Source organism: Micromonospora sonneratiae, assembly GCF_042679305.1.
GTDB lineage: Bacteria > Actinomycetota > Actinomycetes > Mycobacteriales > Micromonosporaceae > Micromonospora_H > Micromonospora_H sonneratiae.
In genome coordinates this window covers 1-16,296 of record NZ_JBHTMP010000101.1, presented here as the reverse complement: position 1 = coordinate 16,296, position 16,296 = coordinate 1, and the positions used below count along the sequence as shown (strand labels likewise).

8 protein-coding genes are annotated in these 16,296 nt (G+C 69.2%); 3 read left to right on the top strand and 5 right to left on the bottom strand.

The window, feature by feature from the left end; translation table 11 throughout:
• Positions 1-14: 14 nt before the first annotated feature.
• The 3 genes from ACFQ4H_RS32955 to ACFQ4H_RS32945 are packed head-to-tail and all read left to right on the top strand — an operon-like array spanning position 15 to position 9,039.
• Positions 15-7,364 (top strand): toxin glutamine deamidase domain-containing protein, encoded by a 7,350-nt coding sequence (locus ACFQ4H_RS32955; protein WP_377578852.1) that lies wholly within the window; start codon positions 15-17, stop codon positions 7,362-7,364.
• The gene (locus ACFQ4H_RS32950; protein WP_377578850.1) at positions 7,364-7,642 is read left to right on the top strand and encodes a hypothetical protein; all 279 of its coding nucleotides are present in this window, start codon (positions 7,364-7,366) and stop codon (positions 7,640-7,642) included. Before ACFQ4H_RS32955 ends, ACFQ4H_RS32950 begins: the two co-directional genes overlap by 1 nt.
• On the top strand, positions 7,639-9,039 hold the full coding sequence (locus tag ACFQ4H_RS32945; protein WP_377578848.1) for a hypothetical protein: 1,401 nt from the start codon (positions 7,639-7,641) through the stop codon (positions 9,037-9,039). The genes ACFQ4H_RS32950 and ACFQ4H_RS32945 overlap by 4 nt, the downstream gene beginning before the upstream one ends.
• A 23-nt stretch (positions 9,040-9,062) precedes the next feature.
• Here ACFQ4H_RS32945 and ACFQ4H_RS32940 read toward each other — a convergent pair whose 3' ends face one another.
• From ACFQ4H_RS32940 to ACFQ4H_RS32920, 5 genes are all read right to left on the bottom strand, one after another.
• Complete coding sequence (locus ACFQ4H_RS32940; RefSeq protein WP_377578846.1) at positions 9,063-11,141, bottom strand: DUF3488 and transglutaminase-like domain-containing protein; 2,079 nt, start codon at positions 11,139-11,141, stop codon at positions 9,063-9,065.
• On the bottom strand, positions 11,138-12,250 hold the full coding sequence (locus tag ACFQ4H_RS32935) for a DUF58 domain-containing protein (RefSeq protein WP_377578844.1): 1,113 nt from the start codon (positions 12,248-12,250) through the stop codon (positions 11,138-11,140). Before ACFQ4H_RS32935 ends, ACFQ4H_RS32940 begins: the two co-directional genes overlap by 4 nt.
• Before the next feature lie 20 nt (positions 12,251-12,270).
• On the bottom strand, positions 12,271-14,871 hold the full coding sequence (locus tag ACFQ4H_RS32930) for a fibronectin type III domain-containing protein (RefSeq protein ID WP_377578842.1): 2,601 nt from the start codon (positions 14,869-14,871) through the stop codon (positions 12,271-12,273).
• Between the two features lie 189 nt (positions 14,872-15,060).
• The gene (locus tag ACFQ4H_RS32925) at positions 15,061-15,663 is read right to left on the bottom strand and encodes a hypothetical protein (RefSeq protein ID WP_377578840.1); all 603 of its coding nucleotides are present in this window, start codon (positions 15,661-15,663) and stop codon (positions 15,061-15,063) included.
• Positions 15,660-16,296, bottom strand: a 637-nt coding sequence (locus tag ACFQ4H_RS32920; RefSeq protein ID WP_377578838.1) for a hypothetical protein, incomplete at its 5' end; no start/stop codon positions are given. The genes ACFQ4H_RS32920 and ACFQ4H_RS32925, both read right to left, overlap by 4 nt.

The following is a 16,296-nucleotide window of genomic DNA, read 5'->3' as shown; positions in this document are numbered from 1 at the left end:
CGCATCAGTTCCATGTGATCGATCAGGCGATCGCGGTCGCCAAGATCGGTGACGTGATGGGCCCGGAGTTCGAGGTACACGCGGCGAACACCCTGGCGCGTACGCTGCCGATGGATCTCGACCATGCGCGGGCGCGGTTGTCGCCGGAGGACTTCGCCCGGCTGGAGCCGAATATCAGGGAACGCCCGTCGGGGTTCTACGATCCGGTGTCCGGGGTGACGTTCGTCAACCACGAGGGTGTGGCCCGTAGCCCGATCACCCAGAGCAACGCCCGCTTCCCGCGGCCGATCAGCGCGGTCGCGGCGACGGTGGTGCACGAGGGTATGCACGCGTTGCAGCCCAACAACAAGCTACTCAACGACATGCTCCTGGCGATGCCGGATCGTGCGGAGGCATCCCGGCTGCGGGCGCAGTTGACGTTCGAGCGCGAGTTCCAGGCCTTCACCGTGCAGCAGCAGTTCCTGCGCGGCCTCACCGGTAACCGGTCCCCGGACTTCGGTACGGACCCGCGTATCCCAGTGACCAACAGGTACCGCCGGCTGGCGTCGTACACCCCGTCCGAGCTACGCGACTATGTGATCCGCCAGTATCAACTTCCGGGGATTCCCCACGACGTGTTGGCCAACCTCCCGAATCTCACGCCGGACAACGTCGTCGCCGAGGCCCGCTTGGCCATCATGGAGTCGACGCATCCGAACCCGAACGAGCGTCGGCCGGGTGGCCTGGTCGGGCCGATCACCCGGGACATTGCCCAGCAGCACGACCTCGACATCGTCGGGATACGGCAGAAGCAGAGCCAGCTGTCCTTCCCCGGGCTACGCGACCAACCGGGCAGCGGCACCCTGGATTACGAAGCGGCGATCACCCGGGCGGTGGACGAGACAGCGGCTGTCGTGGACGGGACGCGGCTGGGGCATACCCGGCCGGACACGGACCTGGAGATGGAACGGAGGCGGGCCGCCGACGAGGCGGCGGAGTCGCGGCCGGGCCGACCCGAGAGGCAGGTACGCCCCCGGCTGCGGTACACGATCGAGTTGCCGTCGGCCGGCTATGCCGATGGTGTGCGTCGTACGATCGAGGACCTGGCCGCACGGGGCTACCAGCCGGTCCGCCTGGTCAACGGATGGACAGCGGGCGATGTTGGTGGGCTCGTCAGCCGGTGGCGTGATCCGGGCACCGGGCGAGAATTCCAGCTCCGGTTGGATACTCCGGAGAGCCGGGCGGCGCACGACGCCGTACGGGAGTTGCAGGATGCGCGACGGTCGGGTGCTGATCCGGACCGGCTGCGCGACCTGTCCGACCGCCGGCAGGATGCGGTGGCGCGGGTGCGAATGCCCGAAGGTGTCGAGGGGATCTCGCTGCACCCGGCTGCGGAGAGTCTGGATTCGGTGCAGTCGACCCCGGCAGCCCTCGCGACGTGGAACGACGAGCAACTCGCACACCTGCCGGTACTGAGTGGCAGCCAGGCGACCCAGGCGGTCGCTGACTTCATGGCATCGACCCGTTCCGGACTTGAGTTCACCGGTGATCCGCAGATGCGGCGGTTCGCCGAGGCGCTGCACCCGGAAGCCGGCGTGGTCAGGATTGCCCTGCACGGGTTGCGTAATGGTCAGGTGGTGGTCGGCCGCTATCGGATGTCGGCCGAGGATTTCGCGCGTGGTCTCGCCGAGCTGGAGCGGCGCCGTCGGATCAGCCTCGGTGGCCGGAGGATCAAGCTGATCTCCTGCTATTCGGCATCGGGGGATCAGTCCTTGGCGGCGACGGTGGCCCGGATCCTGGGTCGTGAGGTCACCGGGGTCACCGAAAGGATGTGGACCTATCCCGACGGGACGGAGGTCGCCGCCAGCCCGGATGTGCACAACGGGCGCGTGCCGACCATGCCGGCCGATGGGGTGGAACGTACGTTCGGCCCGAACGGGCGGGAGATCAGCCCCGCGCCGGCCGCCACGACACCGGCCCCGACGTCACAGCCTGCCGAAGCGGGTGGGGGTAGTCGGGCCGGTCCGCAGATGTACCAGGGCAGCGATGGCCGCCTACACGTCAGTGGCGACCGGTGGGACAGTCACCGGACCCCGGATGGTCGGCTACATCTGGACGGTGACCGACCATCGACGTTCCGGGAGCCAGGAAACTACCGACTGCACCACGAGTCGGACCCGCCGGGTACCTACCGAAGTGAGGCGGATTCCGGACTGCGGTCGGTGGAAACCGGCATGCCGGTTCGTGACCCGCAGGCCGATCGGTCACGGCCAGCGCGGCGCAGGGCGATCGAGGGAGAGCCCACGACACACCACTCCCGACAGCAGCCGGACCAGGTCGCGCAGGCGGCGCGACAGGCTGCGGACGCCCGCAGCGCCGTCGACGACTACCGGAGTGCGACGCTCCGGCCACTGATGGACGAGCTGGGTGTGTCCAGGTTGTCGTCGGTTTTCGGGTCGACCGGGTCCGAGGGGGCAACCGACTCCGAGTTTGCGGCGGTGTCCAGGAAGAACCTGCGCCGGACGATCGAGCTGCTACAGGCGATGCACGCCGACGATCCCGCCATGCGTGCCCGCATCCAGGAGTTGGCTGCCGTGGCGGCCGAGCATTCTCGACTGGTTGGTGTTGCCCGGGTGGCGGAGGCGGACGTGCCACGGGTCGCTGCGGCCCAGTTGCTGACCGACCGGTTCGGCATGACCGGCGATGACGTTCTGGTCGGTGGGCCGGAACAGAGAACGCGACAGGGCAACGAGTTCACCGCAGGTTTCGACCGGGCCAACCATCGGTTGGTGCTCGTGGAGACCGGCCAGGTCCGCAGGACCCGGTATCAGCTTCAGGACGGGACCTTCGTCGAGCGGGGCACCCCGGAGCACGTCCGCGACCTGTTGGAAACCAGCGTGCGGCTGCAGGAGCAACTGCGACAGAGCCCGGAAGTCCTCGACGAACTGCACCGGGCGCTGGCTCGGGGAGAGCTTCAGGTGGAGTTCCACCGGATCGAGGTCGAAGACGACGGTGGGCAGGTGTCGATCACGACCCGCCAGGCCGACCTGAGTGGGCTGAACCTCGACGGCGTGGCCGACCGGTTGCCGCCCCCGTCCGGGGCGCCCGATCCGGCACTCGGACGGCGGCTGGTCGAATCGATCAATCGGCTGGCGGCGGTCTTCGACGGTCCGTCAGGGCGGCACGCCGGCATCGCCCGGATCAGGATGCTGAACGAGCACACCGTCGAGGTCCAGCCAAACTATGGCAGCCCGTACCAGATCGATATCGGCACAGCCACGCGCCATGACGACGGTACGGGAGCCTTGATCACGCTGGGCCATGACGGCACGAACCGAGTGGTCTTTGCTGCCAACCATCTGGATGCTCTTGACACCGCCGCGCTCGACCGGTTCGTAGCGCAGACACTCGGGCATGTGCAGGGCGAGCTCCGGGCACTCATGGGTGGCCGGTTTGCACAACTTGGCGGCTTGCCGGCGGGCCGGCTGAACGACCGCAACGTGTTGGTGAACGACCCCACGCCGGGGCGTCGGCTGCGCCCCAGTCGCGCCGACATTGCGGCGCTCGCCGAGGTTGACGCATTGGCTCGCCTGCATGCCGCTGCTGCTGAGAACAGCCCGCAGCGAGTGGCGATCGAAGCCGAGCTGCAGACGTTCATCGAAAGCCACGCACTGCGGGAAGGAATTCCGGGCGCCGACACACGGATCAGACTGGCCCGCCGTTTCCTGTCCGAGTCGACGGCTCGATTGCTCGACGATCAGCGGCAGTGGTGGCGCGCTCCCGATCCGGTGGTCGCCGGCACCCACCACGTACTGAGCAGTCTGGTCGTGCGCGGGATGACGATCGAGCCGGTGTCGGTGGAGGGCCGCACCATTTATCGGGTCACCCCGGACAACTGGAGCGGCACCGGCCGTCTGACGTTTACCTTCGAGGTGCAGTCGGATTCGGTGCAGTCGGATTCGGAGCCCTCGAACCAGCGGGGGATCGAGTTCCGGGGCGGTGGCCGGGAGCGGCACTTCATCCTGGTGGTGGACCCGGCCTCGTTCGTGGGCGAGTCGGGACCGGATCAGGATCCGACCGAGGCGTTCGTATTCCGGGAGAAACTACGCGGAGCCCTGGCCGATCAGGTCGAGATGCAACATGCCAGGCCGGGTGAGGTGCCGCACCGGTGGCAGGACAACCTGGTCGTGCTCGGCCCGGTCATCGCGGAACTCGTCGCCTCAGCCGTCGCGGCTACGGTCCTGGGCGTCCCGCAACTCGTGATCAGACGGGGTACTGTCGCCGTGGTCACTCTGGTTACGCAGATTCCGCTTACTCGCTACATCACCAGAAGGAAGCTGGAGCGTAAGCACGATCGAGCCTTGGCCGTGTTGCCGGACCGTAACGAGATCGCCAACGGAAACCTCCAGCGACGGATCGACGCCACCTACGACCGGGCCGGTGAACTGGCCGTCAGTGTGCTGGGTGACCGTTCGGCCGCCGACCGGACGGTCCACCCCGACCCTGAGTCGACAGCCGACTCGAAGGCCGTGTCTGAGGAACACGCCGCTCCGATCCGGAAGGCCGTCGGCGAAGCGATCGGGCGGATCGAGCAGGAGCTTGACAGTAAACCGATCGAGTTCCTCAAGAAGATCCGGATGCCCCGCGAGGGCGGGGACACCTACAAGCTCGTACTGAAGGGCGAAGCTGGCACCGCAGTGGTGCATGTCGAGGTGGCCCACACCGAGGATCCGAAGAAGATCGAAGTCGAGTACACCGATGAGCGGATCACCCTCCGCGTTCCACCCGAGTTGGGTGCGGTCACCGAGGAAAAGCTGGACACCGCTGTACGGAAGGCGTTGACCGATGTCGCAAAGCGCCAGCATGATCTCGTCCGGCACGTTACCGGCTTACGGACCCAACTGAACCGGCGGAGCCAGGGGGAATGGCCGAATGCTGCCACGGGGCCGGCGGGTAACCGGGCAGGCAGCGGTTTCGGCACCATGGGGACGTTGGCCAGTGCGGCCAAGGCCCTGGCACAGATGATCGCCGATCGCTACAGCGGGGTTCGTAGCCGCGAGGTCGCCGATCGGGCCGAGCGGCACGACATGAATCACTCGGGTCGGTTGACCGCAGGCCAACGTCGTAACGTCGGCGCCCAGATCCATGAGTTGACACACACCGGGCAGGATCTGGCCCGTGCGGCGCTGAATCGCCTGGCCGGTAGACCGCACACCCCTACCCCGACACCGCCAGTCGCGGCGCCGGGTGTCACCACGGACAGCAAGTCGGACACGGAACGTACGCGACTGATCGACGAGCGTAAACGCGCGATTGAAGAGGCCATCCAGCGGTTGAATGCGCGGCGCGAAACCACCCTTGCTGAGAGCAGGTCGTTCAGAGTCGGAGAACAATCCGACTCGATGGTCTTCAGCACGGCTGAGTCCAGGCGGAGATTGCTGCCGCGCCGCCTTCGAGCCCAGGGGAATCGGTCGTTCTTCGTGGGCGGCGACATCGACATACAGTTCGACTTCGACGTGGTCGAGGACGGCACTCCCGTGGTGCCCGTCACCGAGCGGCTCGGCCCGGGAAGGTTCAGGTTCACCGTGAACCTGAATGCCGACCCGGCCCGGGTCACCGATGCCGTCACCCACATCGTGGACAACATCCTGTTCGACCGGGAGAACTCGCTGCCGGCCCGCCGATGGGCTCGGGAAGACCTCGTACCTGCGCTGATCCAGGCAGGCAGCGGGGGCGTTACGGCTTTGCTCACCACCATCACGCACGGCGTGCTCGTCACGCTCACCGCGTTTGGACAACTGATCGGTCGCCAGATGAGCCGGGTCTATCAGGTTCACTCCAACGATCTGGACTTCATTCGCTCGCTGTCGGATGTCAAGAACGACAACGTCACGCCGCAGCACCTGCGGGAGCAACTCGAACAGCAGCGGCAACCGATCGAGGAACTTGAACAGCGGGCCAGGGAGATCGAGGAGCAACTGGCCGCCGATCCTCGGACGGCCCACGACCTGGCCCGGCTGCGGCAACGGTACGGCAACCTGCCGCCCGCCGACCAGGACGTGCTGCCCTCCGTCGACCAGCGGGTGGCCAACCTCCGCCACCTGGGGCGAGGTGTGCAGATCTCACGGGTAGCCGACACCGAGCACACCTTCCGGCTGGTCTTCCGGGGGGCCAGCAACCGCCCGGAGAACCTGACTTTCGAGATCCGCACCGGGCAGGCCGGGGCAGGCGCGGTCGTCACCGCGTACCGTGTCGACTCCGATGTGACCTATACGCTGCGGGTCGACCCCACCCAAACTCCGGAGCAGATCGCCGAGGCGGTCCGCACCTGGGCGATCCAGGAGATGCAGCACATCTCCGGGCAACCGACCGGCCTACCCAGCCCGCAGGGCCGCCTGCTGACCTTCGCCCGCGACGCGTCAGGTCAGGTGGTTGCCTCGTCGGTCCGGATGGTCATGGCACCCGACGGCCAGTTGGAGCGGGTGGTCCGCCAACAGGTGGCCTACAGCAACAGCGCCCTCACCACCACTGCCACGACCGAACATGCCAACGTCTCCTTCGACGGAAACGAGGCGGTCACGTCGCAGAACCGGAGTGAACTGCTCAAGCGGCACATCAGCGTCGCTGGTGAGGAACATCTGGCGGTCTTCCAGTCGGACGTCGAAGTGTTGTTGGCGCGTACCCAGCGGGCGTTCGACCGGCTGCAACACCTGGAACAGATCGCTGCCGGCCTACCGCCGGCCGAACGACCCGCGCCGTTCCAGCATGGCCGCAGGACCCTGCCCGGCGACCCGGTCGCCTGGGGAGGGGACGAAACCGCGGACACCGCACCGAGCCGGCATGACGGTGCGCCCCAGGCCCAGGCGGCCGACGACAACCCATCCGGCGTCACCGGCGCGATCGATTCGGCGACGGAGTTTCCGACCGGGCTGGCCGAGCTCCTTACCGACCCGAACTCGCAGGACAACCCCGGTACCACCCTGCGCGGCGGCAGGTACTTCGCGCCGAGCCTGCCGGAACTGCTCGATCTGATCAACCCGCGTGCCGGCCAGGACAACTGTCGATCCTGTGTGCTGGCGCTGGACACGACCCTTGGCGGCGCTCCGATGACGGCACTGCCGGAGATCCCCGTCGGCTCGTCCGAAACCCTGCAACAGCACTTCGGGGCGAGATTCCGGCACGTGTCGCTGAGCGACATCGTCGAGGAGATGACGGTGGCGGGACACGGGGCTCGCGGAATCGTGCTCGGCACCGACCTGGACCCGGTCGGCCACGTCTTCAACGTCACCAACCACCAAGGGATGGTCATCTTCCTGGACGGGCAGAGCGGAAGCGCCGACCACGTGGGGAGATGGCAGGACTACATGTTCATGAGGACGAACTGATGCTGACTGACCAACAGGCGATCGACCGTGCCTTTGCCTACCTCACCGGAAATCGCATCGTCGGTGGTGACGTGCGACTCGCCGTGAAGTCTGAGTGGATCAAGCGGGTACCGGGTGCCGTGGTGGTCGGGTACAACTCCGCCAGGTTCGTCGAGACCGGAGATCCGGCGGTGACGCTACTGGGCAACATGCCCATCCGGGTGGAGGAGTCCACCGGGGAATGCCGCGAGCTGGGTATCAGCGAGTACTTCGACATCTATCAGGGGAAGAACCCGTGACCGAGGCCCGGACGGTCGCCGAGGCGTACGTCCATCTGGAGTTGACCCTGCCGGAGGGCGAGGACCGGGTCGACTACCGCCGGTATGCGACTCTGCACAGTGTCGATGACGAGCGCTGGGTGCTTCGCTTCGCCGGTCCCTATGAGGGGGAGTGGTATGTGGTCGAAGTGCCAGTGTCGAAGGCAGGCACGCAGGCCGCGCAGGAGGCGGGCCAGCTGTACGGAGTGGGTCGATCGACGTTGATAGACGCCGGCCAGTGGTATGTCATCGAGTCGGCGTACGCGGGAATGGCCGAGGTCGGCCTCGACCAGTTGGGGGACGCGTCGCCCGACGAGGAGACGTACTGGGTGATCCTGGGGGCCTGGGACGCCGCCGCAGCAGCAGCAATGGAGATCGAAAAGTTCCTTCCACCGGACGAGGACGAGGACGGGGAGATACCGGCGGCGGCCTTCTGGAGCGGTCTCGGTCGTCGGACGTACGGAACGCGGCGGGACGCGTTCCGGCGCAGCCGGGTACTCCGGGACGCAGCCTTCTATCGGGAGCGTCGGGACGACCTCCAGCACCGATTCGCACCGCTGTTCGACAGGACCGCCGGTGTACCCGAGACGGCACGGGTCGACCGGCCCCGCCAGTCGGTACGGGAAGCGCTCGCCGGGCTGGCCGCCCGGCCATCTGGGCCAGCGCAGCCACGTGAACCACTCGCCGCCCGGCCGCCGCAGCCGCGTGAACCGCGTGAGCCGCGTGAGCCACTCGAACCGCGTGAACCGCGTGAGCCACTCGAACCGCTCGACGCCGTTGCGCCATCACCGTTACCGGCGCGGACCTACGGCGAGATACACACCTACCTGGACCTGCGGCCGTGCCGGTGTGGGTCGGCGCAGTTTCCACGAAGCCAGATGACCGTGCTGTCCAGCGACGAGCAGATGGTGGTCGTCCACTACGACGGCCCCTGTGACGAGTGCGGCCGACCTCGGACGCACACCTTCCGACTACCGCAGCGGCCGGGTTCGCCACCCGGGGAACCGCACCGCTTCAGCTATCCCGAGGACGGCCCGTCCGAGCTGCTCGATCCGGGGGAGTGGGTGGCGGTGGGCCAGGCGTACGGTGGGTTCGCCGACGACGTGCTGGCGGTGATGGCCGCAGAGGCCGGCGAGCCGGACCCGGCGGAGCATGCGGCGCTCGTCGGGATGCTGGCGTTGACGGTCAGCGCGCTGGACGAGGCGATGAAGTTCCTTCCGCCCGACGCTGAGGTCCTGCCCAGTAGCGCCCTGTGGAGCGACAACGGGCGGGAGGTACGTCGGGTGTCTCCCGAGTGGTTTGAGCGGGGATTCCTGGCGGAGCAGCGGCTCAAGCGGTGGGAGCAACTCACCGAACTCGGCACGGACCAGGGCCGCTGAGCTGGGCTACGTGTTCACCACCGTTACCACCACAGCGGCCGGGGATCGATCCACCAGACGAGACGACGTAACCGGCCCGCGTTGCGACGGGTACTGCCCACCAGGTCCAGGGCCTGGGTGGCGGCCAGTGCCGCGCCGTCGACGTCCGGGCGGGCGGCGTACCACGCCCGGTTCACCACCGTCACCAGGTGCGCCTCGGCCGGTGCTGCGCCGGCCGTACTGATGGCGGTGACCGTGGCAGCGACCGTCCAGTGTGGCTCGATCCGGATTCCGGCCAGGCGGGCGGCGTCACGTAACTCGGCCCAGGCACCCCGGAGCCGGCTGAGGTCGTCCGGGCCGACGCGTCTGCGGCGACTCCTGCGTACGCGCAACGCTGCGATCAGGCCGAGCGTGCCGGCCGTCAGCACCGGCAGTACGGCGAGATAGCCCCACGAGCGGGCGGTGTCGCTGGCCGTCGCATCCTCCTCGACCGTCGGGACGTCCGGCACCGCCGGCTCCGGTAGTACCGGTGCGGCGGTCGGTGCCGTGGGTGGGGGTGCCGCACCCGCCCTGGGATCGTCGCCGGCCCGGGGGGCGGTGAGATCCATCGGGATCCAGCCGACCGGTTCCAGGTAGATCTCGGGCCAGGCCCGCGCGTCACCCGCGGTGATGGTGGCGGTCGTGGCGCCCTCCTTGGCGGCCTTCGCGTCGAAGCCGACGACCACCCGGGCCGGGATGCCGAGGGCACGGGCCAGGACGGCGTACGCGGCGGCGAACTGTTCCGACGTGCCGCGACCGCCACCGCGTCCGGGTTCAGCGGTGAGGAAGCGGACGATGCTCGGATAGCCGCTCCCGCCCGGAGCCAGCGGGTCGTAGCGGTAGTTCTGTTTCATCCAGGCAGCCAGGGCGGTTGCCTGTGCGAACGGCAGTCCGTCCCCGGCGGCGTCGATCGCCATCGAGAAGATCGGGCCGGTGTTGCCCGGCGGCAGCTGCCGGTAACGGTCGAAGGTGGCCGACACCGGTATCTGCGCGCCGGCGAGTTGGGCCGCCGTCGGCGCGGGTACCGCCGCCTCGACCTCGTACGACTGCCCGGCGCGTAGCCCGTCCGGGACGACGACGGTCCCGGACTCCTCGTCGATGGCGATGGACACGCCACCGACCCGGCCCAGGCCGTCGGGCACCGGCAGCCAGCCACCTGCCAGCCCCACCACGACGACCTTCGCCTGTACGCGTTGGACGGCGACCGCAGGGGTGCTGGGGGCCCGTTCACCGCCAGCGGCGAGGTACGTCGCGGCCGGCTGCCACCTCGTACCGTCGAAGTCGGGGAGTACGGCCCACCGCAGCGCGACCGGGTGGTTCGAGTCGAGCGCCAGCAGCGGCTGCTCGGGGTCGGCCTGCCAGCGGCCCAGCAGACTCAGCGGGTGTATCTGGCTGGGGGCCTGGACCGGGGGCAGCACCATCGTGCGTAGGTCCGGCGGGCTCGACGTGACACCGCGCAACAGCACCGGGGTCAACAGCCCGGCTGTCACGGCCAGGCCAGTCGCCAGCAGCACGGTTGTGCCCACCCGGGTCACCCGTAGCTGGCGGTGGACGGTTCGTGGCGTCCGGGTCAGGGCCAGCAGCAGGGCCAGTGCCGCGATCAGGATCGCGGTCAGCAAATAGTCGGGGTCCCGTCGTGGGCCGGCCAGCACCAGCATTCCGCAGGCGAGGGTCACGGGCGGGAGCACGGCGGTGCCGCGACGGCGGCCGTGCGCCAGCGCGCCGCTAACCGCGACCGCGATCCAGGTGGCCATCACGGGCAGGGCCAGCGTGTCCGCGCGGGCCGGAATGGGGGTCGCGCTGGTCAGCAGCCGGGCACCCGCATGCAGGAGCGCGTCGAGCAGACCCTCCGGGGCCGGCATCCACCGGTGCAGTGCCATCAGCAGTGCGAGCAGGCCCAACACGTTGGCCGGCAGGGTCAGGGCCCGGTGCCCGGCCGTCAACTGCCCGACCACGGCAGCACCGACGGCCGCGGATGCGATGGCCAGGAGGGCCGGGTTGCCGCCGGCGTAGCCGCTCGCGATCTGGCCGCCGGCGGCGATCCCGGCGGCCGTGACGACCACCGCGAGGATCAGCCGGTTCATCGTTGCTCCTGTAGGCGGGCGACGACGTCGGCGGCGGTCGGTGCGGTGATCACTGTCCCGCCGACGTCGAGATCGGTTTCCGGTCCGAGGACGGCGGTCTGTACGGAGTGGTACCTGGACGCCAACGGACCGGCCAGCGTCACGTTGCTGGCGAAGCCGGTGATGACGAGCAGGGCATCGCCCAACGGGCGTAGCCGCAGCTGGGCCTGGATCTGGTCGTCCGGCGCACCCGGGCTGACCAGCCGGGTTGTGGCCAGCAGGTCGAGTCCGGCGACGACTGAGGTCGCTGGATCGCGGGTCGGCTCGGCGGCGCTCACCACCGCTACCCGGCGTCCGTCGTTCATCGCGGACACCAGGACCGAGGCGGCAACCTCGACGGCCTCCTCGAAGCTGTCCGGGTCGGCGTACGACGATGCGCGGTCGTCGATCAGCAGCACCAGTCGGGCGACGGAGGCACCCTCGTGTCTGCGTACCATCAGGGTCCCCATCCGGGCCGTGGTACGCCAGTGGATGTGGCGCAGGTCGTCGCCCGAGACGTACTCGCGCAGGGTGTGGAAGGTGATGCTCTCCCGGTGCTGCGGGTCCCGGCTGGCCTCGATCTGGGCGGTGCGTCCGATCGCGGATGCGGCCATCGCATGCCAGTTCGGCCAGACGATGAGCTGCTGCGTGGACCCGACCGGCCGTAGCGCCGACCACAGACCGAGCGGGTCGGCGCGGCCGACCCGCAGCGGCCCGACCCGGAACACGCCCCGACGGCTGGTGGGCAGGCCCAGTCGTACCCGGGCCGGCAGGCCGGGACGGGCGAAGACCTCCGACGTCGCCGGGGCGGCGGCGGCCCTGCCGTCGGCGTCCCACACACCGTCACTGAGCCGTAGGACGCGGCCGGTACGGCCACGGGACACGACGTCGATGACGGACTCGGCCGGTTCGCCGCGTCGGACCCGGTCCGGTACGACGACCCGGTCGACGACGAGGGCGGGGGTGACCAGGCCCCAGGCCGCGCACACCGCTACCGCAGCAAGTCCGGCCCCGCCCAGCATGAACATTTCGCGATACCCGAGGAGCAGGCCGGCCAGCAGCAGTACGCCGCCGGCGAGTGCCGTGCCCACCCCTCGCGCGGTAGGCTTGATCAACAGTTCTGGATCGCTTCCACGTTGTCGCCGTTCTCGAATCGCAACCACACCCACGACATCCAGTTGCCGTCGGTCAGCCGTACCCAGTGGTCGCCTTCCTTGTTGTTGTTGTACGGCCCGGCCATCTGGTTCTCGCCGTGCACCTTGCAGGTGACGACGATGCGCGAGCCGTTGGCGACGCGTCGGCGCACCGCGCCGTCGTCGTTGCTGGCGGCGTAGACCGGCAGGCCGTTCGCGCAGAAGTTCGGCTGCGGGTTGCTCGGCGAGTCGGTGCAGGTGACCCGCGCCCCGTAGGTCACCGATTCGGTGCGCTGGTTGGTGCTGGCCTCGCCGGGGCCGGCGAAGTTCGTCGCCCTGACGCGCACCGGGTACGCCGTGTCCGGGGTCAGCCCGTTCACCGTCACCGGCGAGGTGCAGGAGTCGACGGTGCGGGTGCCCACGGTGACCTGGCAGGTGGTGGTCGCCGCCCCACCGTCGACGGTGAACCGGACGGTGATCGAGTCCATCTCGGCGCTCGTCGACACGATCTTGACCTGCGGTGCGGCGGCGGCCCGGACCTGGCCGGTCCCGGGCCGGCTGTCCCCGTTGCTGCTGCCGGCGGTCACCGTGACCGAGGTCAGACCGGTGGCGGTGACGTCGGCGGTCAGGGTGGAGCCGCCGACCCGCGCCAACACGGTGCCGCTGCTGTTGCGCACTGTGTAGGACGTGACCGGAACGCCGTTCGCCTTGGCGGCGTTCCACTTGATGCGGTACGTGTTCGCGCCGCTCTGCTGGCCGGAGACACCGCTCGGTGCGCCAGGTGCATAGTGGATCCGGATCGGCGCGCTCGGCGGGCTGGCCTCCGATGCCCGTCCGGCCGCGTTGCGGGCCGTGACGGTGAACGTGTAGCTCCGGCCGGCCGTGAGGCCGGGGAACCTGGCCGTGGTTCCGGAGACCGTCTGCGGCGGGTTGACGCCGGCCTCGCCCTCCATGATCGGTGTTACGACGTAGTCGGCGGCCTGCGGTACGGCTGCCCAGCTCACCTCGACCGCGCCGGTCGGAAGACCGGCGTCGTTGAGTTCGCTGGTCGCCCGCGGGGCGGCGGGAGTGGCCGGCGGGGTGGTGGCCCGTGGGGTCACCGCCTGGGACAGTGCCGGGGGTCCGGCCCCGACCGAGTTCGTGGCGAAGACCCGGAACCGGTACGTGGTGCCGTTGGTCAGGCCCTTGATCGTCCTGTGCAGTACGTCGCCGTCGACCTGGACCCGGCCGCCACCGTCCTCCTCCCAGGTGATTGTGTAGCTGCGCACCGGCGCCGATCCGCGCTTCGCCCGACCCCAGGAGACCCGTACCTCGCCGTCACCGGCCAGCGCGGTGACCGGAACCGGTGGCCCGGGGCGCTGCGGCTGTACGGGCACCTGGGTCGGGGTGACGGTCGGGGTCGGGGCTGGTAGCGGCTCGCCGGGGGCGGTGGGTTGCCCGGAGGGCAACGTGGTGGCGTCCGGGGTCGGAGTCCTGGTCGGCTCCGGATCGTACTTGCGCACGGTGGAGGCCTTGCCATCGTCGTCGACCATCACTGCGGTCTCGGCCTCCGGGGCGTTGATGAACAGGAAGTCCTCCCGGACCTCCAGCTCCATCGGCGTCTGCGACTGGCCGACGTTGATCGTGCCGGCGGGGGCGCCGTCCGTCTTGTAGACCTTCACCTTGCCGGCTGACTGATCGGGTACGTACACCCGGTTGCCGAAGGTGACGGCGGGCTGTGGCGGCTCGCCCTTGACCGGCAGGGGCATGGTCTCCACCGGTGCGCCGGCCGCCACGTTGCCGATCGTGACGATCTTCCGTTCGTCCGGCACGGTGATCACCGCGGTCGAGCCGACCGTACGGGTCGGCACGATCGCGCTGGCGAGTGGAACGGGTGACTTGATCTTCCGGGTGCTCTGTCGGTTGACGACGGCGATCGTGTCGCCGCCGCGGTCGGCGACGAGTACGCCGTCATCGAGCACCGACATCGCCTGGGCGCGACCGGGAACGGTCACCCCCTCGGTCTGCTCCACCTTCAACTTTCCGTTCTCCACACCGAGCGCGATCGCGGTGCCCTGGCTCGGAACGCTCAACCACAGCCGTCCGGACCGGTCGAATCCACCACCGACCAGCGGGGCGGGCAGGCGGAGTTGCTCGCCGGTGGCCTGCAGGCTGGCCGGGTCGACCGGGCGCACGATGCCCCTGGTGCGGTCGACCAGGACCGCCATCGCCTTGTCGAGCAGCAGCGCGGTATCCTCCTCGACACCCAACTCCAGGGAGCCGGAGAAACCCAGCCGGGCCAGGTCGATCGAGGTGACCCGACCGGTGTCCAGGTCGTGCAGGATCACGTACTGGTCACTCTGACTGATCTGGACCCGGTGGCCCTGCGCGTCGATCATCGGCTGGCGCAACGCGACGATTCCCGAGACGGCATTGACCTGGGTGGCCTCGCCGGTGTCGCGACTCCACAGCCACGAGGCACCATCGACGACCGATGGCTGCTGTGCGGTGGCACCGACCGCGAAGACGGTGGCTGCCAGTGCCAGTACCGCTGCTCCCACTCCCGCCGCGTAGCCCTTTGTCAGCCGGTGCAGCTTCATCGTTGCCTCCGCAGCGTATGCAGGTGTGGCCGCGCGGCAGCTTATCGCGGCCTGCGCTGCCAGCAAAAGCCGTCGTTTTCGTCGAACTGTGTGTGCCTGCATCGATGCAGGTAGCGCCGGGTGTGGAATGTAGATGGTTATTACTGTTAATAGACTTTTCCTGCCGGTGGTGAAACTGCACGCCTACGTTTACAGACACCAGGCGGCGATTGTGAGGAAAGCGCGACGGGTCGCCGGACGGACCCGGTCGAGGAGTCCGTCGTCCAACTGCTGTAGGGCCCTGTCGTGCGGTACGCCGAGGACGCCCGGTCCCTCGGGGCCGCGACCCACCACCACGGTGTCCCGGATCGTCGGCCCGACCTCGTCGGTCCGGGCAAGTGCCCGCTGCCGACCGCGTCCGGTCGCGTCGGTGACGACGAGCAGTCGATCCGCCGTCTTCAGCAGTGCTCGCGCGGTGGGATCGGCCTGCGCCCCGATGTCCAGGATCACCACGGCGAACCGGGCTGTGAGCTGCTCCACCACCGCCGGGTCGAACCCGTCCGTCCACACCGGATCCGGGGTGGTGAACACACCGGACAGTTGTGGTGCGGCCGCAAAACCGGCGTACGCGACCCGGTCCGGCCACAGCGTGCCGAGCGTCGCGGAGATGCCCGTACCGACCGATGTCGTGCCCACTCCGCCGGCACCGGAGCAGAGCGCCACCACCCGTGGTGTGGCTGGCAACTGCCGGAGCTTCTCTGCGGCGGCACGTTCTGCGGTGATCTCGGTCGGATCGGGAAACCACCGCTTCATCCGGCCTGCCTCGTCGTGAAGTCGAAGTCGAGCAGACCGACCGCTGCGGCCAGCGCGGCTGCCATCACTGCGGCCAGGGCCAACTCGCCGAGCCGGAGCCATCGACCGGGCCAGCGGAACCCGCTGCCGCTGCCGGTTGCCCAGACCGTCACGGCGGCGAGGGTCAGCAGACCCACCATCAGTCCCCAGGCGGGTAGGGCAGCCAGCAGCCGGGCAGCCCCGGTCAGGAGTGCCGCCACCGCGGCCAGCCGTAGCGGCAGGACATGTCCGGCCTGCTCGAACAGTCGCGAGCGCGTCCACAGCAGCAGCGCCACCCCCGCGCCGAGGGCCACATCCGGCGTACCGCCCGTGCCGATCAGGAACGCGGCACAGCCAGCCGCGACAGTGGCCAGCCCGATCAGTCCGCCGCGCAGGTACTCCTCGGCCACGGTGATCAGCCGTTCGGACCTGGCCGCAGGCTCGGCGGCGGCGCGGAGCCGGAAGGTCGCCTGCGCCAGTCCGCCCGCACCCAACGAGTGTCGGGCCAGGAGCCCGAGGCTGAGCACGATGACGACCGGCGCGACCCGGATCGGCTGCCTCGCGTCGACTCCGGCGGTGATGCAGCCGGCCGCCACGGCGGCGGCGACCGCGACC

Excerpts from the sequence above, each read along its gene's own strand:
- ACFQ4H_RS32950 (WP_377578850.1), top strand. The coding sequence starts at position 7,364 with ATGCTGACTGACCAACAGGCGATCGACCGTGCCTTTGCCTACCTCACC.
- ACFQ4H_RS32940 (WP_377578846.1), bottom strand. The coding sequence starts at position 11,141 with ATGAACCGGCTGATCCTCGCGGTGGTCGTCACGGCCGCCGGGATCGCC.
- ACFQ4H_RS32930 (WP_377578842.1), bottom strand. The coding sequence starts at position 14,871 with ATGAAGCTGCACCGGCTGACAAAGGGCTACGCGGCGGGAGTGGGAGCA.
- ACFQ4H_RS32925 (WP_377578840.1), bottom strand. The coding sequence starts at position 15,663 with ATGAAGCGGTGGTTTCCCGATCCGACCGAGATCACCGCAGAACGTGCC.